The following is a 26,131-nucleotide window of genomic DNA, read 5'->3' as shown; positions in this document are numbered from 1 at the left end:
TGTTTTCGGTTTACATCATCGCCATCGTTTACATTTACTTGTCTCGCCCTTGCACGATCGAGTGCGAATCGACGGCGAAAGCGATCACATTCTAAGATTACAGGAAGCGATAAATGAACTCTGATACAAAACGCCCACCCACTGTAGCCAAATTAACTGTCCCTGGTATGGGATCAGACCATTGCGCCGGTATTGTGAAAACCTCGCTTAAGCGCCTTGACGGCATGGGTGAAATCACCACCAACATTGCCGCTCACCGCGTGGAAGCCCACTACGACTCCAGCAAGCTGGAACTGAGCGATATCCGCACAGCCGTTGAAAAGGCTGGTTACGACGTCGCCTCGGCCAGTAATTCAGGAGCTGGCAAAAGCGTCCAGCTAATTGTCCCGGGCATGGGCTCGGATCACTGTGCCGGTATTGTCCGCGAGTCGCTCCAGCGGCTCGACGGCGTCATGCACATCAGCACCAGTATCGCCAGTCACAAGGTTCACGTCGAGGTAGCCGAAGGCGGCCCCACGGCAGACCAGCTTAAGCAAGCCGTAGAAAAAGCCGGGTACGACGTTGCCCAGGTCGCTTCCGAAACTGACGAAGACGAAATGGGTAAAAATGCCGATATCGAAGACGCCTACTTACGCCAGGCTCTCAAGCGTTTGTGGATTGCCGGTATACCGACCACGCTGATCATGCTATTGATGATCCCGCACATGTTCTGGCAGCCGATTCCTGGCTATTTGGCCATTGTCGCGGTACTCGCGTTTCCGGTGGTATTTCTGTATGGCGGCGCCGCCACTCACAAGTCTACCTGGCGCTCGCTCACCAACCGCACCTTCAACATGGATGTGCTGATCTCCATGGGCAGCGCGCCGCCCTACCTGATCGGGCTGGCTGGATTTTTCGTCACCATGACCTCGTTTATCGAGATGGCCGCTACGATCATGACCTTCCACCTGCTCGGGCGCTACCTTGAGGCCAAAGCCAAAGGCAGAGCCTCCCAGGCAATCCGCAAGCTGTTGACACTGGGTGCCAAAACGGCGCGGGTGGAGCGCGACGGAGAGGAGCAAGAAGTCCCCATCAAGGAGCTCCAACCGGGCGACATTATGGTAATCCGCCCGGGTGATAAGGTGCCTACCGACGGTGAGGTCATGGAAGGCGAGAGCCATCTGGATGAATCCATCGCTACCGGTGAATCGGTACCGGTCTATAAAGCACTGGGCGATACCGTTATTGGCGCAACCATCAACAAAGAGGGACGACTGCGGGTAAAGGCCACCAAGGTGGGTGGCGATACCTTTTTGTCCCAAGTGATCAAACTGGTGGAACAGGCCCAAGGATCGCGGGTACCTATTCAGGAATTTGCCGACCGTATGACCGGTCGCTTTGTACCTATCGTCCTCCTGATCGCCCTGGCGAGCTTTGTCGTTTGGCTTGTCGCCGCCGATAGCCTGCGCCCGATACTTGAGTGGGGCGCAGGATTTCTCCCCTGGGTTGACCCAACAGCAAGCACCCCGGTACTGGCCATTATCGCCGCCATTGCGGTACTAGTTATCGCCTGCCCCTGTGCTCTAGGTCTGGCAACGCCGACCGCGTTGATGGTGGGGTCGGGTATCGGGGCCGAACGCGGCATCCTGATCCGCTCCGGTGAAGCCATTCAGACTTTCAAGGACGTCAAGGTGATGGTGCTGGACAAAACCGGCACCATCACGCGGGGCGAACCCAAACTGACCGAAGTCGTTGTGGCTAAAGGCGTGACCGAGCAACAATTATTGCAGTGGGCCGCAACGGTGGAGAATGCCTCCGAGCACCCCATTGCCCGCGCTATTGTGGAAGGCGCCGGGGAGCGCAACGTGAAGCCGGGAGAAGTAACACAATTTCGTTCCACCGGCGCGCGCGGTGTTTCCGGCAGGGTTGACGGTGCCCTGGTGCTTATCGGCAACCGCAAGTTATTGGCCGAAGAATCGGTAAGCGGTCTGGAAGCATTGGACAAAGATCTGGATACCCTAGAAAGTCGAGGACGAACGGCGGTATTGGTCGCAGTTGACGGTAACGCTTGCGGCATTGTCGCAGTCGCCGATACCATCAAGGAAGAATCAGTTGCCGCGATTCGCGGCATGCACGAACTGGGCCTGCATGTTGTGATGATAACCGGCGACAATGAACGCGCGGCGCGCGCTGTTGCTGAAGAAGTTGGCATCGACGAAGTGCAGGCCGGTGTGCTTCCGGAAGGCAAGGTGGATGCCATCCGTGAGTTACAAAAAAAACACGGCAACCATGTCGCCATGGTGGGCGATGGCATCAATGATGCTCCGGCACTGAAACAAGCCAATGTGGGCATTGCCATTGGCGCCGGTGCCGATGTCGCCATCGAGGCGGCGGACGTCACTCTGGTGCGCGGCGAACTCACAGGTGTAGTGGAAGCCATGCATCTGTCGCGTGCCACCTTTGGAAAAATCGTGCAAAACCTGATCTGGGCCAGTGCCTACAATGTGGCCGCGATCCCCATCGCCGCGATCGGTTTGCTGCACCCCATGATCGGGGTTATTGCCATGACGGTGAGTTCGCTCTCGGTGATTGGTAATTCGATTTTGCTCAAGCGGGTGAAGTTGGGCGAAGCCAGAAAAATATGATTTTTACCAGTTACAATCCGTAAAGCTGGCGAAGGAGAATTTAACATGGCAATAAAACCCGGATACTGGATAAGCTTCCATGGTCTGGCTACTTTGATCCTGATTGGCGCTGCTCTCTATTTCATCTTTATTGAGCACGGCGAGCACGTTCTGCCGTATCTTCCCTTTCTGATCATCCTGTTGTGTCCCTTGATGCATATTTTTATGCATAAAAATCACAGTGAACACAATCGCCGGGCTGACAATGAATCCGAAGTAGAAGAAGCCTATCATCGCGGGTTCGAAGAAGGGCGAAACCAATCAAGTAACAAATAAGGGAAGGTAGAAGATTTTTGGGCGACGTAAAGCTAGACGCGAGTTAATAGAGCATTTAGCAAGCTCCTAAATATGCATTGAGGTGCGGAAACATAACACATATGAGCCTTCTCGGAGTCAATAGGTAAAACCGCTCTTCTGGCCGCGTTAGCGGCCAGTCTGTTTTTCCATCAGCAAGATAGACTGCTTCATCTGTCATCATGGTTGCCAGGCGATAGCCTGCAACAAACACATATCGGGGCTCTCTTATCTCATGCTCAATGAGCGCCTGCTGATTTCAGCATCCTTACTGACAGCAGGGGCACCAGACATTCATCGGTTAACCTGTTGCTGGCACTATTCAAGCTGGCTAATCTAAGCGCTCTGACTACAGCCATGTGCTAGAGGGGGGCTTCGATTCGAACTGGCGAACCAGCTTTTGCAGAGCTGGCTTGTTACCACCAATGCGTCCAAGGCTGATTGTGCTTCGCTCCGTTTTGGGGTGGCTACGCCACTTTACCCTAAAACTCCACTACACAAGAAATGCCCCATACAACTTCGTTATGCCTCGGGCAGTAGCAATCATCTAAAAAATGACCTAATATTAGAACCTAATATGGCTCTTTTTAGAGGTCTTTATGCGTCAAGTATTAGCAGATTTTTCTGTAAGCATATCAGAACTAAAGAAAAACCCGTCAGCCTTGCTTGCTCAGGCGTGTGGCTCACCTATTGCTGTTCTAAATCACAATAAGCCAGCCGCTTACCTGATTCCGGCAGATACGTATGAAGCTCTGATGGATATGATTGAAGACTACGAGCTCGCGAAACTGGTGGAAGAGCGTCGAAGCGACATAGACAAGGCGATAACGGTAGCTCTGGATGACTTATAGGCTTAAATTTCTTCCTGCTGCTCTTAAGGAATGGGAAAAGCTTGGAGCACCAATCAAAAACCAGTTCAAAAAAAAGCTGGCAGAGCGATTGGAGAATCCGCGAGTTCCTGCAGACAAGCTTACCGGGTATGATTCGGTCTATAAGATTAAACTCCGATCGGCTGGTTATCGGCTGGCATATGAAGTAGTGGACAATCAGCTTCTTGTCTATGTACTTGCTGTTGGTAAGCGCGACAAAAGCAAGGTATACGCTTCCCTGAAACGGCGAAAGTGACATATAGGTAATCAGGCATAACAAACGGTTGCAACAGACGTGGTTTCACTGCGCTGTTGAACGCGGGTGTTATGTGTACAAATCAGAACGGAGGAACAGATGAAATCCATTAAGACCTCGCTCATGTTTGTCGGGGAGCAAGCTGGGAAAGCCGAGGAAGCAATCAAGTTCTATATCTCTTTATTTCCTGGCTCAGAGATCATCGATATTCAGCGCTATGGTATAGGTGAGCATGAACCAGAAGGCTCTACCAAAATGGCCCGGTTTACGATAAACGGTACCGAATTTATGGCGCTGGACAGCCACCTTGATCACCAATTTAATTTTACACCCTCCATGTCATTGCATGTTGAGTGTGAGTCGATGAAGGAAGTAGAGGAGGCCTTTCAGGCTTTAGCCGAAGGCGGCTCGGAACTGATGCCTTTGGATAACTATGGCTTTAGTCAGAAATTTGGGTGGCTGAAGGATAGGTATGGTGTGTCCTGGCAGCTCAACCTATCAGATTAATGTGGCGGCAGAGTCAACACATAACCAAACGCAGCACTACGCAGCCTCCAGCTGACGGATGCTCGAGGAGCGTTTTGATATTCGAATATACACGAAGAATGGTGTTGATTAGGCACCCATGGAGGCGAAGTGAATATTAAGTACTTTCTTTTCCTTTTACTTTCCATATGTATTAGTCCTGAAGCTCTTACTCAGGAGGGAAGGGCTGAGAAGCCTGAATGGAAGGCATTCTTTGAAAAGCATGAAGCGACTGGCACTATTTTTATAGTTGACAGTCGTGGGGAATCGAAAAAAGTGGGGGGTTATAACATGGCGCGAGCTAGTAAGCGCTACTCTCCAGCATCCACATTCAAAGTTCCTCATACGCTTTTTGCTTTAGATGCCGGGATAGTTAAGGACGAATTTCAGGTATTTTCGTGGGATGGAGTTAAAAGAGGCTACGAGCCCCATAATCAAGACCAGAATTTGCGTTCGGCTATGCGAAGCTCTGCACTTTGGCTGTACGAAGGTTTTGCGAGTGAGATAGGTGAGGAAAAAGCAGAGGCCTATCTAAAAAGGATCGACTATGGAAATATGGATCCAGCTACTGAACGTGGAGCATACTGGGTCGATGGAAAACTCGCCATATCTGCTACAGAGCAAGTCACGTTTTTGGAACAGCTGTATCACAATGAGCTTCCGTTCGAATTAGAACATCAGCTTCTCTTAAAGGATATTATGATCGTTGAGGCTGGAAGTAATTGGATACTACGGGCAAAGACAGGATGGGAGGGGCGTTACGGATGGTGGATTGGATGGGTAGAGTGGCCGTCTGGACCCGTTTTTTTTGCACTGAATATTGATACTCCCAATAGATGGGAGGATCTGTATAAAAGAGAAGCAATAGTTCGGGATATTCTTTTATCCATTCATGCGCTACCGTCTAACCAGTCAATGCAGCCGAACGCAGCGTCGCTACGTGACTAAGGTATAGCGTTATTTGACGCTATAAGTTAGCTTAAACATAAAGCATAGTTATTGTTTCTGGTGCTGTAATGCTGAGGTATTTTGAGTATGGTTTTTACTATCTACAACAAGCTCCCTGCTGTGGTAAAGCACTGGCTTAGCATTTTGGGGGCGGCCAGTCGCAATTGGCTGGACAGCAAGGCTTTTATTTACGCCGCAGCGCTGGCGTTCTTTACTGTGTTTTCTATTGCACCGATTCTGGTCGTGGTTGTCGCTCTGGTTGGGTTGGTTTTAGGCGAAACCGCTGTTCAGGGGCAACTTTTTGCGCAGCTCGAGGGCACGCTTGGCCCGGAAGTCGCTGACATGGTGCAGACGGCAGTGATCAATTCGCAGATCGACCAGAGTGGTATCTGGCCGGCGTTGATCGGGATTGTCGCTACCATCATCGGTGCCACTACGGTGTTTGCGCAAATGCAGCAGTCTTTGAACCAGATTTGGGATGTCGCGCCCCGGCCTGCCAGAAACAACCTGTGGGTCTTTATCAAGAGCCGCCTGCTGTCTCTGACTATTATTCTGGCGATTGGCTTTATAATGTTGGTTTCGCTACTGTTATCAGTGGCCTTGCGCAGCATCATGGCGTTTGCAGACGAATGGTTACCGATCCCTGCCGGAGCGATGGTAGGCTTGGAGTTAATTCTTTCATTGCTGGTAATCACGCTACTGTTTGCGGCTATGTTCAAGATCCTGCCCGACGTGTTGCTGTCGTGGCGGGACGTTTTGCTCGGTGCTTTTATCACCGCTGTGTTGTTCACGCTGGGACGCTCGCTTATTTCCACCTATCTGGCCTACACGGCAACTGCATCGGCCTATGGTGCGGCAGGATCTCTGGCTCTGTTACTGCTTTGGGTGAACTATTCTTCAATGATTCTGCTGTTTGGAGCGGCCTTTACCCGGGCGCATCTCGAAGGTAGAGGCCTGCCCGTCCGCCCCAAAAGTACGGCGGTATGTGTGCACTTGGAATTAATTGAAAACGAGCAGCAACGCTGATGCGAAACCTGAAACGTCTAATAGGTGGTGTAAGCTGTTTGTACAAGAAAAATAGGGGCCAGTGGGTATATACTCATGCATTGTTACAGCGATATATTTTCCGACTTATGGATGTAAAATAGCAAGCTATGAACTCTACCCCGAATATAGCCAAAGAAAAACTCCTTGATTTGCTGCTGGACGTTGTCTGTGTCGTAGATAAAGACGGGCGCTTTCTATCTGTCAGTGCCGCCAGTGAGCGGGTCTTTGGTTACAGGCCCGAAGAAATGGTTGGCCGGACTGCCTTTGAGTTGATGCACCCGGATGATTGGGCCCCGACCCGGGCTTTGATTGCCCGGATTAATTCAGGCGAGGCAGCGCCAGATCATGAGAATCGGTACATCCACAAAGACGGCCATATTGTTCATATTATGTGGTCTGCACAATGGCTTGAAGCCGAGCAGGTACGGGTCGGGGTGGCACGAGATATTACAGAGCGCAAGCGTGCTGAAGCGATGCAGGCAACACTGTATGCTATCTCTGAAGCTGCTCATTTGGCAGGGGATCTGCAAGCGCTGTTTTTTCGGGTGCATGAGCTGATCCGTAAATTTTTGCCGGCTGAGAGTTTTTTTGTCGCGTTTTACGACACCATCAATGATGAGCTTAGTTTTCCCTATTATGTCGATCAGGTAGATACGTCATCAACACTCAGGCCACCGCAATCAGATGCGCTCACGGTGGAGCTTATCCGCAGTGCAGAAGCATTGCTGTTGACGCCCACGACTATTGGGAAGATGCTTACCAGAATTGGTGCGGAGCCAGTCAAGTATGTCCGGAATTGGCTGGGTGTGCCCTTGATCACAGACAGCGCTTCCATTGGCGGTTTGGTCGTGCAAAGTGAGGCTGGCGCTCCCGGCTACACGGAAAAAGACAAGGAGCTATTGCTGTTTGTCTCGAGCCAACTTGCGGCAGCGATCGAGCGCCATCGAACGCGCTCCCGATTGGAGTATCTGGCAGAATATGATCAACTCACTAAATTGCCGAACCGAGCCTTGTTTCTGGATCGTTTGCAAAATGCACTGAAAAAGGCGCAAAGAGATCAGACTCGTCTGGCCGTGCTTTATCTCGATTTGGATAAGTTCAAGCAAATCAATGATACCTTTGGTCACACTACGGGGGACCATCTGCTGCAAGAAGTGGCCTATCGATTGAAGCAGTGTGTACGCCAATGCGATACTGTTGGCCGTCTGGGCGGTGATGAGTTTGCAATTCTGTTGGATCACATTGGTGAGTTGAAAGATGCGGCAGTGGTTGCCGAGAAAGTTATTGATACGTTAAGTGATCCTTTTATCCTGAAAGAAGTCACGTTGATGACGGCCCCTAGTTTGGGGATTGCGGTATACCCTGAGCATGGCCAGGATGATCTGCAGCTGGTTCGCTATGCCGATGAGGCGATGTATACGGCCAAACGACGTGGCGGCCAGAGCTATAGTATTGTGGCTGAGCCAACGCATTTGGGGCCCAAAGATTAAAAGCATCAAATGCAGATCCAGTTGGTAAAACGTTGCTGGCCGTTCGCTAAAGATGTATGCAGCGCCCTGCCATTTAAAGCTTTTGAGGCGACCCGCATCACTGTAACATGGTGATTTAGTTGAAAGCCACTACGAGAATAAAACCATGAAATTAACGATGTACCAGGTTGATGCGTTCGCCGAGCGGGTTTTTGAAGGCAATCCGGCTGCCGTATGCCCATTGGAGTATTGGCTTGATGATACTTTATTGCAGGCCATTGCTGAAGAGAACAACTTGTCTGAGACGGCATTTTTTGTTCCTGCAGGCGAGGCTTTTGAACTACGCTGGTTTACGCCTGCGGAAGAGGTTGATTTGTGTGGTCATGCTACTTTGGCGACGGCGCATGTAATCTATACGCATCTGGGATACAGCAAGCCGGCGCTGCAGTTTTTGACGCGCAGCGGCGTGTTAACGGTGACACAACAGGAGCATGGCTTGTGTATGGATTTCCCTGCGGCTATGCCTGTTGCTACCGGGGGGCCGTCAGCGCTGTTGGCAGGATTGGGCGGGGCGCCTAAGACGGTGTTGGCTGCTTTTGATTATGTGGTGGTGTATGACTCTGAAGAAGACGTTCGGGCACTAACCCCGGATTTCGTTCAGCTTGAAACGCTCGGCCTGCGTGGTGTGGTGGCGACAGCACCGGGCCAAGAGGTGGATTTTGTCAGTCGCTGCTTTTTCCCGAAACTGCGCGTGAATGAAGATCCGGTGACGGGTTCGGCGCATTGTGAGCTAGCTCCCTATTGGAGTCAGCTGCTCGGTCGTAAGGCATTAACCGCTCGCCAACTTTCTAAGCGTGGAGGTTCGGTTGCTTGTGTGATTAAAGGCGAACGGGTGCTGCTTTCGGGCAAAGGGGTCGATTACATGGTGGCTGAAATTAACATTGCTTAGCCATGGTGCAGAATAATTAGAACACAGGATGTCAGTGATGAGCTCAGAACAAGCCAACAATCCATTGCATGGATTAACGTTAGAACACATCGTGGTGCAGTTGGTGGCGCACTATGGCTGGGAGCAGTTGGCGACACGTATTCGCATCAATTGCTTTAAAAGTGATCCTTCGGTTAAATCCAGCCTCAAGTTTTTACGCAAAACACCCTGGGCCAGAGCCGAAGTAGAGCAGCTGTATCTGAAGACTTTTGTGTCTTAAAATCGCTGCCCCTTAAAACGCAGCGAGCAGCTCGCGTTGGTACTGCTCTGCTGAAATAGTCAGTCCAAGGGCTTCGATTTGCTGTTGCAGCTTGTTGTCGGCCTGATTTAACTCAGACATCATCAGGGTGTTGTCATCCAGTTGCCACAGTAAGCGCGAACCGGCATAGCTAAAACTAAGAATGGTTAATGCCGCCGGATCATTTTTGGCTGCAGCTGCTTCGATGGCTTTTAATTTGCGCTGGATCAGGTTCAACTCATGCTTTAAGTCCCAAATATAAGCGGCCTCAGCAAAGTAGGGGCTTTGGTACTTCAGTTTTTTGAGTACAGAACCTACCACCAAACAACCCAAAATCACGCCAGTCAGATTGTAGAAAAAATTGCCGCTGTTGGGTTCTGAAAATAGCTGAATAAGCAGAGTGGAGCTGGCAAAGCTGATAGTGAGTAAAGCAACTACACTCAGAATGATGATGATTCTGAGACGTTGACGATACAGTGATTTATCTATTTTTTTCAATTGCATGAACGAGTGCTCTTTCCTGTTAGTAGCATAAAAAATGCGGCCATTCTCAGGCCGCATTTTTTGCTTCGTGCTCGTAATTAACGAGCGCCGGGTTCAGCAAAGCGGCCCATCCAGTCTTGAACTTCATTGTACCAATAAATGGAGTTATTGGGTTTTAAGATCCAATGATTTTCATCCGGGAAGTAAATCATCCGCGATTCAATGCCTTTACTCTGCAGGGTGCGAAACAGCTCAAACCCTTGACCTACCGGTACCCGGTAATCCAGCTGGCCATGAATGATCAACGCCGGGGTGCTGAAGTCTTTCGCAAAGTAATGTGGCGAAATAGACTGGTAAATCTCAGGGTTGTCCCAGTAGTCGCCAAAGCGAGTGGAGTGGACGGCAAAGTCGGCAGACATTTGCGAGTACATATTGTACACCGCAGCATGGATCAATAAGGCGCTAAATGGGTGTTCTTCTGCCAGCAAAATCGAGCTTAAGTAACCGCCATAGCTGCCACCACCGGCGACCATACGATCCGCATCGATCCATTCCTTTTGCTTAAACCACTCAGCAGCAGCCAGGGTGTCATAGAGCGGGGCCGTTTTCCAGTCCGGGTTAATGCTGTCAGCAAAATCCTGACCAAAGCCGCTCGAACCATGGAAGTTATGCCAAGCAGTCACATAGCCCCAGGAGGCAAAGGTTTGTGCATTCCAGCGATAATGAAAACCATCGCTAATGGCGTTGTGGGGGCCACCATGGATCAGTAAAAACAGCGGGTATTTTTTGCTGCTATCAAATCCTGGTGGGTAATGCACCCACATCTGAATGTCTTGGCCGTTATGGCCCTGATAGGTCACTGATTCATAGGTGCCCAAATCAATATCAGCCAAGAGCTCATCGTTAAAGTTATCCAGCCGGGTCAGGTTGCCATTGCGTGGGTTGACACGGACCAGTCGGGCCGGGTAAAGAAAACTCTCATTGGTGGCAACTAAAGTACCATTGCTGGCAATGTCCGGCATGCCAAAGTTGGTAGCACCAGTAATGGCTCGTACATTGCCGTTGCTGGCATTGATATGGTAAAGCCTGGAGGTGCCAGCATCATCAATGGCGGCGTAAAAACCTTTACTGTCTGGTGTCCAGCGTAGGCGCGATACGGAACGATCCCAATTACTGGTCATTTCCCGCTCAGTACGACGCGCGATATCCAGCAAGACTAAATTGGCGGTGTCAGCGTAAAAGCCATGAATACGTTGACGGGTAAAGGCCAATGTTTTGCCATCCGGGCTGAACATGGGGCTGCTATCAGGTGCTTCATTGTCAGCGGTCAGGTTTTCGGCTTCAGTGCTGCCGATTTCAGCAAGGAAAACATCAATCTTGGCATCCACCTGATTGTCCCAGCCATTGGCATTGAAGGCGACCCAGCGCTCGCTTGGGTCAATATCGTAACTGCCTGCACTTTGACTGGAGCGTGGCAGCTCCAACCCCAGCGGCTGGGTAACGGCTTCTACATCACCACCTTTAGCTGGAATGCGAAAGACGTGTGCCTGACGGTTTTCATCCAGCCAGTGGTCGAAATGTGAGTAGGGCAATGCATTCCACTGTCGCGCTGAGACTTTAGAGCTTTTTTCTGTGCTCAGTTGCTCTGTCATTTCATCCCAGTTTTTATCTGGCCATACGCGGCTGATAAAATACAGATGATCGCCAACCCACTTGATGCCATAAACACCCGTAGGCACGGACGTCAGACGCTGAGCCTCACCCGGAGCATTCATTGACAGCAGGTAGATTTGGCCCGCTTCATCTTTATCGCGTTGGCTGACAAAGGCTAAGGTAGAGCCGTCAGGTGAAAATACCGGGTTACTGACACGCATACCTTCCGCAGTCAGCGGGCGTTGCTTTTTGCCGTCGGCGGCGAACCACCATAGCTGCGTGCGCCCTTGATCGGTGTCCATGTCGTAGCGAGTGACCGGGGCTATAATGTGCTCTCCTTTGGGAGAGATAATCGGCGAGCCAATGCGCTCGATTTGCCAGAGTACTTCAGCGGTCAGGTGCTTTTTATCTTCGGCGTGCGCAGAGTAGAATGGCAGCAGAAGCAGAAGCATAATGAGGCCTACTTTCTTCACGTGGTTCTCCTTGGTTTCGTGGTGGGATCGCGGGATCCCTTTGTTGTCATTGTTGTTAGTTGGGTACTCAATGTGATATTACCACATTACTTTCCGTGGCCTTTATAATCAAGGTTGCTCTGAGACGGTTGCAAGCAATTCATTGACTTTACGTGATAAAATTTATTTTAGAGTATTTCTAAATTAAAGTTGACAAGTTTTTAGATTGCTATAGACTGATTGTCAGCTAGAAAGATGATTCGAACCATTTATATCCTTCAATTCGTTGCTCTATTATTAGAATACAATGTCCTGTAAGTTTTAAATGTCAGTCCAATTTCCACGCTACTCTAGATCGTCCGGAGTACTTCTGATGGTCATTATTAATTTAAAATTTTAGGAATATTATTATGTCTAATACAGTAACTGGTACCGTAAAATGGTTTAACGAAGCTAAAGGTTTTGGTTTCATCGAGCGCGAAGATGGTAAAGATGTGTTCGCACATTTCAGCGCTATCTCTAGCTCAGGATTCAAAACTCTGGCTGAAGGCCAACGCGTTGAATTCACAGTAACTGATGGTGCTAAAGGCCCACAGGCTGAGAACATCGTTGCTCTGTAAGCTACGCTGAACAGATTTTAAGAAAGGGCATGCCTTAGCGCATGCCCTTTTTGTATTTGCTATACTCCTCGTTATGACAACTCCTTGGTATGATCGGGTGCCAGCCCCGGATGTAATGGCAGATGTGATTCTGTTATTGCATGGCTTTATTGTTATCTTTGTGATGGGTGGTTTGCTATTCACCTTGATAGGTGGCATAAGGCAATGGTCTTGGGTACGTAATCCTGTGTTTCGTTTGTTGCAGTTGGCCATTGTGCTGGTGGTGGTTGTGCAAAGCTTACGTGGACGATACTGCCCCCTGACGTATTGGGAAGTGGATTTGCGCCGCGCTGCCGGACAAAGTGCCTACGATAGTTCTTTTATTGAGTTTTGGGTGTCCAACCTGATTTACTACGATGCGCCAGCTTGGGTTTTTACACTCGGCTATAGTATCTTTTTCTTCGTGGTAGTGTTGAGCTGGTGGCTTTATCCACCACGCTTTCGATCATGATAAGCTGAGCATGTACAAAAATCCTGTCGGCTTTGTCACATTGCCAGCGTGCTGCATCACATTGAAATCAATCGAGTCGCATTTAAATAACAATATGTTATCATTGAGTGGTGCTTTTCTCAGATGAGGCTGTATGGATGGAACTAGTTAAGGTTGTCGCAAAAGAAATTCAGGGGTTATCTATTCGTACCAATAACGCTGATGAAATGAAACCCGCTACTGCAAAAATAGGGCTGCTATGGCAGGAGTTCCATGATGAGTTTGCTGCCATTTTGTCGGATGATGCCACTGTGTATGGCGTGTATTTCGATTACGAGTCAGATGCTTCGGGTGATTTTTCAGTGGTTGCGGGTTCCGATATGTTTAAAGATTGGGAAGGCGTGAGTTTGCAACCAGTGCATATTGAAGCGGGTACTTACTTAATGTTCAGCGCTCAAGGTGCTTTGCCAGAGGTAGTGATTGATGTATGGCAGCAGATCTGGGCTTATTTCTCTGCGGAAGATTGCCCACACCGGCGCATGTACCGTACTGATTTCGAGCGTTATCCCGGGCCAGATAAAGTGCAGGTGTATATTGGTGTGCAGTGAGGTCGCTACGCGAGCAGTTTTGCTACTCGCTGTATTATTGAGCGGGGGAGCTTGGCATGACAACAGAACTTGGATTGAGCGCACGCCAAACTGATAAGCTTGGTTTTTCTTGTCAACGGCCTACTGCGGCTCTGTTACCCTGGATTGAGTTGTACTATGCGGTCAACAACCCAAGGGAAGCTGATAACAGCCGTCATCGGTTGTACCCGGATGGTGGGGCAAGTTTATCTATTTATTTCAGTGGCTCAGATATTACGCGGGTCTCATTAGCTCAGTCGCAACGAGTTCATCACTATGTTGCTGTGGCGGATCGCGTGATTAGTGTTCGTTTTGTGGCTGGTGGTCTGTATGGCTTATTTGGGCTACCTACATCTGAGTGGTCTGGCGAGCAATTTTTTTACCCGGATCAGCATGCATGGCTTGCTCAGTTGTGCGCTGAATTGACACATAACTCCTCGACTATTTGGGCTGTATTGGATCGTTTCTTTATGCAACAAGCCAGGCAACGGCAACTTGAGTTTGGCTTGGTTCAGCAGTGGCTAGCGTATGGCAGAGAACATCCTCAGTTCATCCGGCAGCAGTTGCAACAACATGGGATCGCGCGGCGCACTCTTGAGCGTGTTTTTCAACGTGAGGTGGGTATAGCGCCTGGTCAGTTGTATAAGCTGCAGCGTATCAAACGTGCTCGCACGATGCTGTGGCGTCGGCCAGAATTATCACTCACGGAGATTGCTTTAGGCTGTGGTTTTTACGATCACGCTCACTTTGTGCGCCAGTTTTCTGCACTCAGTGGTCAGGCGCCAAGTGATTATCGTCAGCGCAAATTGTCGCAATTGTACAAGGAAAGCTAACCTAGACTTTGTATCCTTGCTGAGACTTTTGGCACAGGAGGATAGGCAATGTCTGCATCATCAAATCGTTTAACCACAGCACAATTGTATCAACTACAACCTCAATTGGCGAAGAGCCTGTTGGATCTCGCTAAAGCAGCATCAACATCCCTGGATGCACCGCTACTGCACCTGGTCAAACTGCGGGTGTCGCAAATTAATGGCTGTGCTTTTTGCATGCAGATGCACGCCGCAGAGGCCAGACGAGACGGTGAGCAGCAAGTTCGCCTGGATGTACTGGTAGGTTGGCCTGAGACTACCCTCTTTACCGAGCGTGAACAAGTTGCTCTACGCTGGGCTGAATGCTTAACACAGGTAGCAACGGCAGGTGTACCGGACATCTTGTATCAGCAGGTTAGCCATGTCTTTACTGCGAAGGAGTTGGCTGATCTGACCGCGGTGATCATTGAGATCAACAGTTGGAATCGTATTGCAGTCAGTTTTCATACCGGGGATTTATCTGATAAAACAGCTTGACCTCAACTTTACTTGAGGTTTTATGCTGCGATGGTTGCGTACCAGCCAGGTGATAATCAGGTCTTGACGGTCGATTTAGCTTCAGTTGAAACGACTCTATCTTATCCGTGATTGTGACCGGTGATGACACAACTTATTGAATTCATAACGAGGGAAGCAGTGTGAGTGAGTACATCGTTGAAGTAGCAGCATTAAGCAAGCAATACCCATCAGGCCATCAGGCTTTAAAACATGTCGATTTACGCATTCGTAAAGGGGAGATTTTGGCTTTATTGGGGCCGAATGGAGCCGGTAAAACCACCTTGATTAGCATCATCTGTGGTCTGGTGAATCCCGGCTCAGGCTCGGTGCAGGTGGCAGGTTTTGATGTGATTAAAGACTACCGGCAGAGCCGGCAACGCATTGGTCTGGTGCCACAAGAACTGGTGGTGAGTATGTTTGAAACCGTCTGGAACTCGGTGGTGTTCAGCCGGGGCATGTTTGGCAAGGGCCGTGATGATGCCTACCTGCAGTCGGTACTGCAGTCGCTGTCGTTGTGGGAAAAGCGCGACAGTAAAGTGATGGAGCTATCCGGTGGCATGAAGCGCCGCCTGCTGATTGCCAAGGCGCTGGCGCATGAACCAGAGGTGTTGTTTCTGGATGAGCCCACAGCTGGTGTAGATGTAGAGCTGCGCCGTGAGATGTGGCGTTTAGTCGGGCAGCTGCGTCAAAAGGGAGTAACTATTATCCTGACCACCCACTACATTGAGGAAGCGGAAGAGATTGCCGATCGCATTGGTATTATTAGCCGGGGTGAAGTACTGCTGGTGGAAGAAAAGCAGCAGCTCATGGCCCGGCTTGGGCAAAAGCAGTTGATGCTGCAGTTGCAGCAACCGTTGCCAGAAGTGCCCGAAAGTCTGGCTGCTTTTCAGCTGGATTTGTCAGAAGATGGCCTGATGCTGACGTACACCTACGATGGTGGCAGCGATCATAACCATGTCACCGAAATGCTGGGTGCCATTGAGCGAGCAAGGCTGGAACTGAAAGATGTGCACACCAAACAACGCTCACTGGAGCAAATTTTTGTTAGCTTATTGGAGGAGGCGTAATGAACTGGTATGCCGTGAAAGCCATTTATTTATCGGAGCTGGCGCGAACCTGGCGTACGCCTTTGCAAAGCATTGCATCCCCGGTGTTGTCCACTTCGCTTTATTTTATCGTGTTTGGCGCGGCCATTGGCTCGGCGATGGTGTCGATTGATGGGGTTAGCTACGGTGCTTTTATTATACCGGGCCTGATTATGCTGACTGTGCTGACAGAAAGTACCTCGAACTCATCCTTTGGCATTTACATGCCAAAGTGGTCGGGATCGATTTATGAGGTATTGTCGGCGCCGGTATCGGCGGTGGAAATTGTGCTGGGCTATGTCGGAGCTGCGGCGACTAAATCGATGGTGCTTGGTGGCATCATCCTGCTGACGGCACGTTTTTTTGTCGATTACAGCATTTTGCATCCATTCTGGATGCTGCTGTTTTTGCTATTGACCTGTATCACCTTTAGTTTGCTCGGTTTTATCATTGGCTTACTGGCCGATGGCTTTGAAAAGCTGCAGGTCGTGCCTTTGATGATCGTAACCCCGCTGGCATTTTTAGGAGGCACCTTTTACTCCATTAGCATGTTGCCGGAGTTCTGGCAAAAAGTGACTCTGTTTAATCCGGTGGTGTATCTGGTTAGCGGTTTTCGTTGGAGTTTTTATGGCGTTTCTGATGTTAACGTTGGAGTCAGTCTGGCGATGATCTTGCTATTTATGTTTAGTTTTTTGCTGATGATCTGGTGGATCTTTAAAACCGGATATAAAGTGAAAGTATAGTCATTTTGTATAGCCCATTTGCAGTCAGGCCAGCGTTATGCTGGCCTGTATCAGATTGGTTTATTCATCCACCACCATTTGAAAGCCACCATAAATCAGCCGCTTGCCATCAAATGGCATCGGGTTGGTGTCTTGCTGCAAGCGCGGGTCGGCCATGACTTTTGGCATGGCGTTGTTGCGTACTTCCTTGGAAGGCCAGAGGATCCAGGAAAAGGCCACTACTTCGTCTTCCTTGCACTGGACTGCTTGAGGAAAAGAGGTTAGTTCTCCGGTAGGCACATCATCGCCCCAGCACTCCACCAGTTTCAAAGCACCGTGTTCTTTAAACACCTGAGCTGCATCACGCGCATGTTGAATGTATTGTTCTTTATTCGCTACAGGTATAGCTGCAGCAAAACCATCGACATAATTCATAAGGACTCTCCTTCATCTTTGGGAGGCAGTTGCCGGATGGGCCGGATCTCCACACTGCCAAGTTGTGCCGGCGGGATCTTGCTGGCCAGTTGAATGGCTTCATTGAGATCCCGTGCTTCCAGCAAATAAAAACCAGCCAGTTGCTCTTTGGTTTCGGCAAAAGGGCCATCCGTCACCAGCGTCTCGCCATCACGGACTCTGATCGTGGTCGCCTGCCGGGTGGGTTGTAGCGCTTGCCCTGCCAGAAAGTGACCGCTCTCGCTCAGTCCTTCAACGCAGCGAATGCATTGCTGATTTAAATCATGCCACTCTTGTTCGGTCATGGCGTCAATCTGCTGTTCCTGGTAATACACCAAAGCCAGATAGTTCATGTTAGTCTCCTTGTTCGCAATAGCTGGTCGGTTTATCTATGAGTCGCCTTAGTGAGTATGAGATCGACATTCGATAGAAAAAAAACATATTTGACTTTTAGTTGGGTAAGGTGGCCAGCCGCTGCTGTAGAAAACGGCGCTCTGGTTCTTGCTGAACCAGTGCCAAAGCACGTTGGTAGGCGATACGGGCAGGCTGGAACTGACCGGAGCGCCGATACAGATCGGCTTTGGCAGCGTGAAAGAGATGATAATTTTGGATGGCTTTATGGCTGCTCAGTGCATCCAGTTCTTGCAAACCAGCCTCTGGCCCTTGATGCATGGCGGTGGCCACCGCGCGGTTCAGCGCGACGACGGGTGAAGGCCATTGCTGATAGAGCAGCTGATACAGCCCCTGAATTTGTTGCCAGTCGGTCTCGTCATAGCTTGTGGCGTTGCTATGCACTGCAGCAATAGCCGCTTGTAAGGTGTAGACCCCAGCCGGGGGCTTGGTCAGGGCAAGCGCCAGCCATTGCAAGCCTTCATCCAGCATGGGTCGTAGCCATAGCGTGCGGTCTTGTTGCTCCAGCGTGACCAAATCGCCATTGGCATTTTGTCTGGCGTGTTGGCGCGCATGCTGCAGTAACATCAGAGCCAGCAAAGCATGCACTTCAGGTTCTGGTAGCAGAAGAGCCAGTTGCCGGCCTAAGCGGATGGCCTCATCAGCCAATTGGATATTGAGCAGTTGCGTGCCGCTGGTGCTGGAGTAGCCTTCATTATAGATCAGGTAGATCACCTGCAAGACTGATTGCAGTCGGGCAGGTAGTTCGTTGGCATGCGGGATTTCATAAGGAATAGCGGCGGCTTTAATTTTTTGTTTGGCCCGAACAATCCGCTGCGCCAGTGTCGTTGGTTTTTGCAGCAGCGCCGCCGCCACTTGTTCTGTGGTCAGGCCACATAGCTCCCTTAGGGTAAGGGCTAGTCTGGCATCGGCCGATAAAGCTGGGTGACAGCAGGTAAAAATGAGCCGCAATTGATCGTCTTGAATGGCCGTGGGATCCAACTCGGGCTCAGCTTCATCCTGCAGATGAAGTTGTTCGTCGGCATAACGACGGGCAGTTTGCCGTCGACGGATTTGATCAATGCCTTTGCGCCGGCCTGTGGTAATTAACCAGGCCACGGGGTGCTCTGGCCAGCCATCGACTGGCCACTGCTGCATAGCTGCATAGAAAGCATCCTGCATGGCCTCTTCTGCTAATTCAAACTCACCAAGCAAGCGAATCAACGTCGATAATACCTGACGGGAGTATTGCTGATAGAGGAGGTCCAGCGACTCTGTGTTCACTCGATTACCTATTTTAAGAAGAGATGAGGTAAAATGCTGCATCAGCGCGAAAGCGCTGTCAAATTAGCCACTGCTGATTTGTGCAAATAAAAAGGAATGCAGATGCATATATGGGTCGATGCTGATGCCTGCCCGGCCGTGATCAAGGACATCTTGTATCGGGCGGCTGAACGCACACAGTTAACCATGACGTTAGTCGCGAATCAGCCCCTCCGGGTGCCGCCGTCACCATACATTAAAACCATGCAGGTGTCGGCTGGCTTTGATGTGGCGGATGATGAAATTGTGCGACGAATCTCCGCTGGTGACTTGGTAATCACGGCAGATATTCCATTGGCGGCTGAAGTCTTGGCAAAAGATGCTTTCGCATTAAACCCGAGGGGCGAGTTGTATCGTCAGGATACCATTCGGCAAAAGCTGACCATGCGTGATTTTATGGATACGCTTCGCTCCAGTGGTATCCAAACCGGAGGCCCTGCTGTACTTAGCCAAAGTGATCGCAAAGCCTTTGCTGCCGAGCTGGATAAGTTGCTCAGTCAGTACCTGCGAAATCAACCGGCATCATAGCCGGTTGATTTGATCTTTTAGCTGATACGACTTATCGGTCACGATGCTTTCTAAGGTGACCACCCGTTCTTTTAGTTGCTGGATCTCAGCTTTTAATGCATCGACATCGGCTTTGTTGGTGCGATGCTTATTTTTGCTGTGCACTTCATAAGCAGAATAAACCAAGCCGCCAATAATGGCGATGGCGGCAATTTCAAAAGGTCCCATCTGGTCGTTCTCCTGTGTATTTTGATTGCATTACCTTACTCAAAGCAAAATCGAGGCCAATTACAAAAGCTATTGATCTATAATGAATTATAAATATAAAGCTGATGAATTGATGGTCTGATTGGCAATATAGTAGTCTATTTTACCAGTCAGTAATGCTAAACTGGCACGATCAGAGGCAGAAATTTGTAATGAAAAATGACTGATGAATATTGGATGCGTCATGCACTGGCATTGGCCGCTCGTTCAGAGCAACAAGGTGAGGTTCCGGTAGGCGCAGTGCTGGTCAAAGATGATCACATACTTGGCGAAGGTTGGAATCAGATGATAAGCCAGCATGATCCCAGCGCTCATGCTGAAATGATGGCGGTTCGCCAGGCAGCTGTGCGAATTGGCAATTACCGGCTGTTGGATTGCACGCTCTACGTAACTCTGGAACCATGTAGCATGTGCGCAGGGATGCTGGTGCATAGCCGCATTCATCGGTTGGTGTTTGGTGCCAGTGATTACAAAACCGGTGCGGCTGGTTCGGTGATGGATCTGGTCCGTCACCCACAGTTAAATCATCAGTTGGAGGTTACGGCTGGTGTGTTGGCTGAAGAGTGCTCAGAGCAATTATCTGCATTTTTTCAACGGAGGCGACTGGAGAAGAAAGCTGCGAAACAAGTATTGAAAAGTGGCGGTTAAAGACCAGGGCTGACAGCGTTATCTGCAGGCACCCAGTTCAGGGCCTGATAATTGCGGCGACGGCGGTGGAGTTTGAGCATATCGACATTACGACCGATGCGACGTCGACTTGAGTTGACGTTCAGCATGCGTTTTTTTTGCTGTTGTGAAGGTTTTTTCCGTTTGTTCATCATAGGCTTCCTTAAATTCTGATAAAACTGACTATCCAGTCAACTATATGGACAATTATACAGTATTACAAGTTCATTGCGCCAGAAGACTCCTCTGCTGCGTCTTGTGTTTGCTCTGGACTTTCTAACGGACTCTCTATCAGACTCTCACTACTTTGCCGTTGGCGCAGTTCGATTTGTTGGCGATCAGTAACCCACTGCAGGGTATCGTAGTAACGACGAATATTTTCGACATAGTGCGCCGCTTCATCGCCCCGGGCGTAACCAAAGCGGGTCTGTTGGTAATACCGTTTTTGACGTAACTTCGGTAAATGCTCTTTGACTTCGTGCCACTTGTCTGGATCCGCGCCTTGTCGCTGGGTTAAAATGCGGGCATCTTCGACATGACCCAAACCAATGTTGTAGGCCGCCAGAGCAAACCATAACCGATCGGGCATAGCAATACGCTCAGGGATACGACCCAATAGATGCTGCAAATACCGACTGCCTCCGGCAATACTCTCTTCGGCATCCAATCGATTATCCACTCCCATTTGACGGGCAGTAGGCAGAGTGAGCATCATCATGCCGCGAACTCCGGTAGCACTTCGAGCCCGGGGATCCCAGTGTGATTCCTGATAGCTTAAAGCTGCCAGTAAACGCCAGTCTAAGCTGCCAGCATACTGCTGAAATAGCGGTTGGTAGTTCGGCAAGGTTTGTTCGATAGCTTCAATAAATTTCAGGGTATCGACATAATCAAATTGGCGGATATGGCCAAAGTAGCGATCTTCCAGGGTGACTAAATCACCGGACTGGTATAGCTCGCCAAAAAACTCGATCAAGACACTCAACAAGGAATCATCGTGATTTTTGGGCAGTAACCAGCCAATGGGGCGATCTTCCTGTACGGTAAAAGCAATGCTTAAGTTCGGGAAAAAACGACGATTTATGGCCAGTTGGTTGGAGTCAGTCAAGGTATAGGCGATGCGACCTTCAATCACCATTTGTAGCAACTCGTCGCCATCACGGTCATGAAATTCTTGCCATTCCAGATGAGGATAGTGCTGTTGCAACTGTTGCATGGTTTCGGCATGGCTACTGCCCGCAATCACTGCGACTGGTTGTTGGATATCGTCCAGCGAGCGGGGCCACGGCTGCCCTTGACGAAATACCAACTGCTCACTAATCCATTGATAAGCCGGGGCAGCACGATAGCTGGTTAAACGGTTATCGGTCAGGGTGAGGCCACCAGCGATATAATCCACTTGACCCTGCTGCAATTTTTGCATTAATTCCTGCAAGTCAAAGCTGGGGTCAATCACTAACTCGACGTCAAGCTGCTCGGCAAGCCGCATACTTAGTTCGTATTCAAAGCCAGCAGGCCCATCAATACCAATATAGTAACTGGTAGGACTGTGCAGCAGGCCGACCCGGAGCTGTTGTTGTTGGTAAATCTGGCTCAGTTGCGATGGTGGCTCTACCGGAACGCAAGCAAGCAGAACACTAGCCACGATCAACAGCTGCAGGAAAGGCAATAATTTGAGGGAGATAGCTCGCTTCATGTAGCGTTTATAGCAAATTTCATCGCAGCCGTCGCTCAATTATTACTGAATTTGGCTTTATTCATACCACTTAAGGTGAATTTTCTTTATAATAGCGCGCCTGAATCCCTCGTCGTTCAACCAACGGAAAATAGCCTATGTTGATCCTGCGTGGTGCGCCTGCACTGTCAGAATTTCGAATCCGCCAACTCATGGACCAATGCCGCCGTTTGGCATTACCGGTTACTGAGATTTATGCTGAGTTTATCCATTTTGCCGAGTTAACAGAAGATTTAACGACAGCGCAGCAACACACGCTAGAACAGCTATTAACCTATGGCCCGGCTCTTGCTAGCCATGAGCCTGCCGGCTTGATGCTGTTGGTGACACCGCGTCCTGGTACTATTTCGCCCTGGTCGTCTAAAGCGACGGATATCGCACATAACTGTGGTTTAGAAATGGTCACCCGCTTGGAGCGTGGTACGGCTTATTACGTGCAAACCAGCGCCACCCTGACCGTGGCTGAGCAAGCGCAGTTGGCGTCGTTGTTGCACGATCGCATGATGGAAGTGGTCTTTGATGACTTCGATGCAGTCATAGCGATGTTCAGTCATGCGGAACCGGCTCCTTTTAGCTCGGTCGATATTCTGCAAGGCGGCCGTGATGCCTTAGCTCATGCCAATAGTGAGATGGGTCTGGCTTTGGCCGACGATGAAATTGATTATCTGGTGACGAATTTCCAGCAATTGGGCCGTAACCCCAATGATATTGAGCTGTATATGTTCGCTCAGGCCAACTCGGAGCATTGCCGCCACAAGATTTTTAATGCTGACTGGACCATTGATGGTCAGGAGCAGCCGAAGTCGCTGTTTAAAATGATCAAAAATACCTTTGAGAAGACCCCGGATTATGTGTTGTCGGCCTACAAAGACAATGCGGCTGTAATGACGGGCTCAGAAGCAGGTCGTTTTTTCCCGGCACCGGGCACACAGGAATATGGCTATCAACATGAGCCGATTCATATTCTGATGAAAGTTGAAACGCACAATCACCCGACGGCAATTTCACCTTATCCGGGTGCCGCAACCGGTTCTGGTGGCGAAATTCGTGATGAAGGGGCGACAGGGGTTGGTGCTAAACCTAAAGCCGGTCTGGTTGGTTTCTCGGTATCAAATTTACGAATTCCGGGCTTTGAGCAACCATGGGAAACCGACTTCGGTAAGCCAAGCCGTATTGTCAGTGCGATGGATATTATGCTGGAAGGGCCTTTGGGTGGGGCAGCTTTTAACAATGAGTTTGGTCGTCCCAACTTGCTTGGCTACTTCCGTACCTACGAAGAAGAAGTCTGTAGTCATAACGGTGTTGAAGTGCGTGGTTACCATAAGCCTATTATGTTGGCTGGTGGTCTCGGCAATATTCGTGATGGTCATGTACAAAAAGGCGAGTTGCCACCTGGCGCGAAGCTCGTGGTATTGGGCGGACCGGCCATGAACATTGGTTTGGGCGGTGGTGCTGCGTCTTCGGTGACCTCTGGTCAATCGGCCGAAGATCTGGACTTTGCCTCGGTGCAACGGGAAAATCCGGAAATTGAACGTCGTTGTCAGGAGGTGATCGATCGCTGTTGGCAACTGGGCGATAACAACCCCATCTGTTTTATACACGATGTTGGTGCGGGTGGTTTATCCAATGCTTTCCCTGAGCTGGTGAATGATGGCGGTGTCGGTGGCCGTTTTGAATTGCGTCAGGTGCCGAATGATGAACCCGGTATGTCGCCGTTACAGATCTGGTGCAATGAATCACAAGAGCGCTATGTCATGGCGATCCCGGCCGATCAACTGGCGGTATTTGAAGAGATCTGTCGTCGTGAGCGGGCGCCTTATGCGGTGGTGGGCGAAGCCACCAAAGAAAAACATTTGATTCTGACCGATGCGCATTTTGGCAATACTCCGATTGATTTGCCACTCAATGTATTGCTTGGCAAAGCGCCCAAGATGCACCGGGACGCGACCAGCAGCCCTGCTGCAGGCAAGCCCCTGCAGTTGGATGATGTCACCGTAGCGGATGCTACAGAGCGGTTATTACGCTTACCCACCATCGCCGAAAAAACCTTTTTGATCACCATCGGTGACCGTTCTGTGACAGGCTTAGTTGCCCGCGACCAGATGGTAGGCCCATGGCAGGTGCCGGTGGCCAACTGCGCCGTTACGGCGGCATCCTACGATACCTATCATGGTGAAGCGATGTCGATGGGAGAGCGAACTCCTCTGGCATTATTGGATTTTGCCGCTTCGGCGCGGATGGCGGTGGCAGAAGCCATCACCAACATTGCAGCCACCGATATTGGCGACTTAAAGCGCATCAAATTATCAGCCAACTGGATGGCCGCCGCTGGCCACCCGGGTGAAGATGCTGGTTTGTATCAGGCAGTGAAAGCCATTGGTGAAGAGTTGTGCCCGGCACTGGGGCTGACCATACCGGTGGGCAAAGACTCGATGTCGATGAAAACCAAATGGCAACAAGATGGCACTGAAAAAGCAGTGACCTCCCCATTGTCGCTGGTGATCACCGCCTTTGGTCGGGTCGAAGATATTCGTAAAACAGTAACGCCTCAGCTTCGAACCGATCAGGGCGAGAGCAGCTTACTACTGATTGATTTGGGACAGGGTGAGAATCGCTTAGGGGCTTCTTGTCTGGCGCAGGTCTACAAACAATTGGGTCAGGACGTGCCTGATCTGGCCTCACCAGAGCTGCTGGAACACTTCTTTATGGCCATGCAGCAACTGGTGCGCGAGCAACAAATTTTGGCGTACCACGACCGTTCTGACGGTGGCCTACTGGTGACGTTGGCGGAAATGGCCTTTGCCGGTAAAGCAGGCTTTGAGGTGGAAATCGCAGCACTGGGTCAGGATGATTTGTCGGTTCTGTTTAGCGAGGAACTGGGCGCCGTGATCCAGGTCGCCAACGATAAGCTGGACTATGTGCAGCAGGTTCTGTCGAAGTATCAATTGACTCAGGTGAGTCATGTGTTGGGTGCTGTGCAGACGGGTGATGAATTAATCTTTAAGCGTGCTGATAGCACCGTGTATCAATCCAGCCGCACTGCACTGCGTGTGATTTGGGCGGAAACCACCTACCAAATGCAGGCCATGCGGGACAACCCGGATTGCGCCAAGCAAGAGTTTGCAGCCAAAGCCGATCAGGCCGATCCGGGATTATCCGCTGAATTAACCTTTGATCTTCATGCCGATATTGCCGCGCCTTACATCCTTAAAGGTGCAGCCCCTAAAGTGGCTATTTTGCGTGAACAGGGCGTGAACTCGCATCAGGAAATGGCAGCGGCATTTAACCGTGCAGGTTTTAGCGCCATTGATGTGCATATGAGTGATATTCTGGCCGGTCGTCGTCATCTTAGCGATTTTGACGGTTTAGTCGCTTGTGGCGGCTTTTCTTACGGTGATGTATTGGGTGCCGGTGAAGGGTGGGCAAAATCTGTGTTGTTTAATGCGCAGGCCCGCGATCAATTTGCCGAGTTTTTTCAGCGTGAACAGACTTTCTCACTTGGTGTCTGTAACGGTTGTCAGATGATGTCGAATCTGAAAAGTCTGATCCCTGGCGCCGACTTATGGCCACATTTCGTGCGCAATAAATCCGAACGTTTTGAAGCACGTTTTAGTTTGGTAGAAGTGCAGGAAACCGCATCGTTGTTTTTAAACGGTATGGCAGGCTCACGGATGCCTATCGCGGTATCGCATGGGGAAGGCCATGCTGAGTTTGCTTCTGCTGAGGCTTTTGAAAAAGCCAATAACAGCGGCACAGTGGCACTGCGTTATCTTGATCATTATGGCAAGGTGACGGAAAACTATCCGGCCAACCCGAACGGTTCGCCAGCCGGTATTACTGCGCTAACCAGTGCTGATGGCCGGGCCACCATCATGATGCCTCACCCGGAGCGGGTGTTCCGCACCGTGGCGAACTCCTGGCATCCGGATGATTGGCAGGAAGATAGCCCTTGGATGCGGATGTTCCGCAATGCCCGTGTCTGGTTGGGCTAACCCTTTAAAAACCCGCGTCAAACG

Annotated in this window: 28 protein-coding genes; 20 read left to right on the top strand and 8 right to left on the bottom strand. The window is 50.2% G+C overall.

The window, feature by feature from the left end:
- Positions 1-113 precede the first annotated feature (113 nt).
- The 10 genes from Q3O60_RS16580 to Q3O60_RS16535 all read left to right on the top strand — a co-directional run bounded on the left by Q3O60_RS16580 (position 114) and on the right by Q3O60_RS16535 (position 9,279).
- The gene (locus Q3O60_RS16580; protein ID WP_305895049.1) at positions 114-2,624 is read left to right on the top strand and encodes a heavy metal translocating P-type ATPase; all 2,511 of its coding nucleotides are present in this window, start codon (positions 114-116) and stop codon (positions 2,622-2,624) included.
- A 45-nt stretch (positions 2,625-2,669) separates the two neighbouring features.
- Positions 2,670-2,939, top strand: a complete 270-nt coding sequence (locus Q3O60_RS16575; protein ID WP_305895048.1) for a DUF2933 domain-containing protein — start codon at positions 2,670-2,672, stop codon at positions 2,937-2,939.
- Positions 2,940-3,556: 617 nt separating this feature from the next.
- On the top strand, positions 3,557-3,808 hold the full coding sequence (locus tag Q3O60_RS16570) for a type II toxin-antitoxin system Phd/YefM family antitoxin (protein WP_305895047.1): 252 nt from the start codon (positions 3,557-3,559) through the stop codon (positions 3,806-3,808).
- Positions 3,798-4,082, top strand: coding sequence for a type II toxin-antitoxin system RelE family toxin (locus Q3O60_RS16565; protein ID WP_305895046.1), 285 nt, complete (start codon positions 3,798-3,800; stop codon positions 4,080-4,082). Before Q3O60_RS16570 ends, Q3O60_RS16565 begins: the two co-directional genes overlap by 11 nt.
- Before the next feature lie 99 nt (positions 4,083-4,181).
- On the top strand, positions 4,182-4,589 hold the full coding sequence (locus Q3O60_RS16560) for a VOC family protein (RefSeq protein ID WP_305895045.1): 408 nt from the start codon (positions 4,182-4,184) through the stop codon (positions 4,587-4,589).
- 129 nt (positions 4,590-4,718) lie between these two features.
- Positions 4,719-5,555 carry a class D beta-lactamase gene (blaOXA, locus tag Q3O60_RS16555; RefSeq protein WP_369812683.1) on the top strand — a complete coding sequence of 279 codons (837 nt, stop codon included), beginning with the start codon at positions 4,719-4,721 and terminating at the stop codon, positions 5,553-5,555.
- 87 nt (positions 5,556-5,642) lie between these two features.
- Positions 5,643-6,581, top strand: coding sequence for a YihY/virulence factor BrkB family protein (locus tag Q3O60_RS16550; RefSeq protein ID WP_305895044.1), 939 nt, complete (start codon positions 5,643-5,645; stop codon positions 6,579-6,581).
- 128 nt (positions 6,582-6,709) lie between these two features.
- Positions 6,710-8,092, top strand: coding sequence for a sensor domain-containing diguanylate cyclase (locus tag Q3O60_RS16545; RefSeq protein WP_305895043.1), 1,383 nt, complete (start codon positions 6,710-6,712; stop codon positions 8,090-8,092).
- Positions 8,093-8,237: 145 nt separating this feature from the next.
- Positions 8,238-9,020 carry a PhzF family phenazine biosynthesis protein gene (locus tag Q3O60_RS16540; protein WP_305895042.1) on the top strand — a complete coding sequence of 261 codons (783 nt, stop codon included), beginning with the start codon at positions 8,238-8,240 and terminating at the stop codon, positions 9,018-9,020.
- A gap of 37 nt (positions 9,021-9,057) precedes the next feature.
- Positions 9,058-9,279: a VF530 family protein gene (locus Q3O60_RS16535; RefSeq protein WP_305895041.1), complete on the top strand. Its 222-nt coding sequence runs from the start codon at positions 9,058-9,060 to the stop codon at positions 9,277-9,279.
- Between the two features lie 12 nt (positions 9,280-9,291).
- Here Q3O60_RS16535 and Q3O60_RS16530 read toward each other — a convergent pair whose 3' ends face one another.
- Entirely contained in the window at positions 9,292-9,801 is a 510-nt protein-coding gene (locus Q3O60_RS16530) for a DUF3087 family protein (RefSeq protein WP_305895040.1), read from the bottom strand.
- A gap of 77 nt (positions 9,802-9,878) precedes the next feature.
- Positions 9,879-11,906, bottom strand: a complete 2,028-nt coding sequence (locus Q3O60_RS16525) for a S9 family peptidase (RefSeq protein ID WP_305895039.1) — start codon at positions 11,904-11,906, stop codon at positions 9,879-9,881.
- Between the two features lie 389 nt (positions 11,907-12,295).
- Here Q3O60_RS16525 and cspE point away from each other — a divergent pair, with 389 nt between their 5' ends.
- The 7 genes from cspE (at position 12,296) to Q3O60_RS16490 (ending at position 16,798) form a co-directional block, all read left to right on the top strand.
- Entirely contained in the window at positions 12,296-12,505 is a 210-nt protein-coding gene (gene cspE / locus Q3O60_RS16520; RefSeq protein WP_305895038.1) for a transcription antiterminator/RNA stability regulator CspE, read from the top strand.
- Between the two features lie 73 nt (positions 12,506-12,578).
- The gene (locus Q3O60_RS16515; protein ID WP_305895037.1) at positions 12,579-12,995 is read left to right on the top strand and encodes a DUF2784 domain-containing protein; all 417 of its coding nucleotides are present in this window, start codon (positions 12,579-12,581) and stop codon (positions 12,993-12,995) included.
- Positions 12,996-13,132: 137 nt separating this feature from the next.
- Positions 13,133-13,582, top strand: coding sequence for a GyrI-like domain-containing protein (locus tag Q3O60_RS16510; protein ID WP_305895036.1), 450 nt, complete (start codon positions 13,133-13,135; stop codon positions 13,580-13,582).
- A gap of 56 nt (positions 13,583-13,638) precedes the next feature.
- Positions 13,639-14,433 carry an AraC family transcriptional regulator gene (locus Q3O60_RS16505; protein WP_305895035.1) on the top strand — a complete coding sequence of 265 codons (795 nt, stop codon included), beginning with the start codon at positions 13,639-13,641 and terminating at the stop codon, positions 14,431-14,433.
- A 48-nt stretch (positions 14,434-14,481) separates the two neighbouring features.
- Positions 14,482-14,949, top strand: coding sequence for a carboxymuconolactone decarboxylase family protein (locus tag Q3O60_RS16500; protein ID WP_305895034.1), 468 nt, complete (start codon positions 14,482-14,484; stop codon positions 14,947-14,949).
- Positions 14,950-15,110: 161 nt separating this feature from the next.
- Positions 15,111-16,037 (top strand): ABC transporter ATP-binding protein, encoded by a 927-nt coding sequence (locus Q3O60_RS16495; protein WP_305895033.1) that lies wholly within the window; start codon positions 15,111-15,113, stop codon positions 16,035-16,037.
- Positions 16,037-16,798 carry an ABC transporter permease gene (locus Q3O60_RS16490; protein WP_305895032.1) on the top strand — a complete coding sequence of 254 codons (762 nt, stop codon included), beginning with the start codon at positions 16,037-16,039 and terminating at the stop codon, positions 16,796-16,798. The genes Q3O60_RS16495 and Q3O60_RS16490 overlap by 1 nt, the downstream gene beginning before the upstream one ends.
- Positions 16,799-16,858: 60 nt before the next feature.
- Here Q3O60_RS16490 and Q3O60_RS16485 read toward each other — a convergent pair whose 3' ends face one another.
- From Q3O60_RS16485 to Q3O60_RS16475, 3 genes are all read right to left on the bottom strand, one after another.
- Positions 16,859-17,212 carry a DUF1428 domain-containing protein gene (locus Q3O60_RS16485; RefSeq protein WP_305895031.1) on the bottom strand — a complete coding sequence of 118 codons (354 nt, stop codon included), beginning with the start codon at positions 17,210-17,212 and terminating at the stop codon, positions 16,859-16,861.
- Positions 17,209-17,583 (bottom strand): YciI family protein, encoded by a 375-nt coding sequence (locus tag Q3O60_RS16480; protein WP_305895030.1) that lies wholly within the window; start codon positions 17,581-17,583, stop codon positions 17,209-17,211. Before Q3O60_RS16480 ends, Q3O60_RS16485 begins: the two co-directional genes overlap by 4 nt.
- A gap of 97 nt (positions 17,584-17,680) precedes the next feature.
- Positions 17,681-18,904 carry an RNA polymerase sigma factor gene (locus Q3O60_RS16475; protein ID WP_369812682.1) on the bottom strand — a complete coding sequence of 408 codons (1,224 nt, stop codon included), beginning with the start codon at positions 18,902-18,904 and terminating at the stop codon, positions 17,681-17,683.
- A 102-nt stretch (positions 18,905-19,006) separates the two neighbouring features.
- On the opposite strand from Q3O60_RS16475, the gene Q3O60_RS16470 reads away from it, so the two are divergent.
- On the top strand, positions 19,007-19,471 hold the full coding sequence (locus tag Q3O60_RS16470; protein ID WP_305895028.1) for a YaiI/YqxD family protein: 465 nt from the start codon (positions 19,007-19,009) through the stop codon (positions 19,469-19,471).
- Here Q3O60_RS16470 and Q3O60_RS16465 read toward each other — a convergent pair.
- Positions 19,466-19,678 (bottom strand): hypothetical protein, encoded by a 213-nt coding sequence (locus Q3O60_RS16465; RefSeq protein ID WP_305895027.1) that lies wholly within the window; start codon positions 19,676-19,678, stop codon positions 19,466-19,468. The genes Q3O60_RS16470 and Q3O60_RS16465 overlap by 6 nt on opposite strands.
- A gap of 198 nt (positions 19,679-19,876) precedes the next feature.
- Here Q3O60_RS16465 and tadA point away from each other — a divergent pair, with 198 nt between their 5' ends.
- On the top strand, positions 19,877-20,365 hold the full coding sequence (tadA, locus tag Q3O60_RS16460; protein ID WP_305895026.1) for a tRNA adenosine(34) deaminase TadA: 489 nt from the start codon (positions 19,877-19,879) through the stop codon (positions 20,363-20,365).
- Here tadA and Q3O60_RS16455 read toward each other — a convergent pair.
- Positions 20,362-20,538: a hypothetical protein gene (locus Q3O60_RS16455; protein ID WP_305895025.1), complete on the bottom strand. Its 177-nt coding sequence runs from the start codon at positions 20,536-20,538 to the stop codon at positions 20,362-20,364. The genes tadA and Q3O60_RS16455 overlap by 4 nt on opposite strands.
- A gap of 62 nt (positions 20,539-20,600) precedes the next feature.
- Positions 20,601-22,076 (bottom strand): membrane-bound lytic murein transglycosylase MltF, encoded by a 1,476-nt coding sequence (gene mltF, locus Q3O60_RS16450; RefSeq protein ID WP_305895024.1) that lies wholly within the window; start codon positions 22,074-22,076, stop codon positions 20,601-20,603.
- A gap of 137 nt (positions 22,077-22,213) precedes the next feature.
- On the opposite strand from mltF, the gene purL reads away from it, so the two are divergent.
- A complete protein-coding gene (gene purL, locus Q3O60_RS16445) occupies positions 22,214-26,107 on the top strand; it encodes a phosphoribosylformylglycinamidine synthase (RefSeq protein WP_305895023.1) in 3,894 nt (1,297 codons plus the stop codon).
- The last annotated feature ends 24 nt before the right edge of the window (positions 26,108-26,131 follow it).

Origin of the sequence: Alkalimonas collagenimarina (assembly GCF_030717845.1) — a bacterium.
In the GTDB taxonomy this organism is placed as follows: Bacteria; Pseudomonadota; Gammaproteobacteria; order Enterobacterales; family Alteromonadaceae; genus Alkalimonas; species Alkalimonas collagenimarina.
The sequence above is the reverse complement of the archived record's forward strand: the minus strand, read 5'-3'. Positions and strand labels throughout refer to the sequence as shown.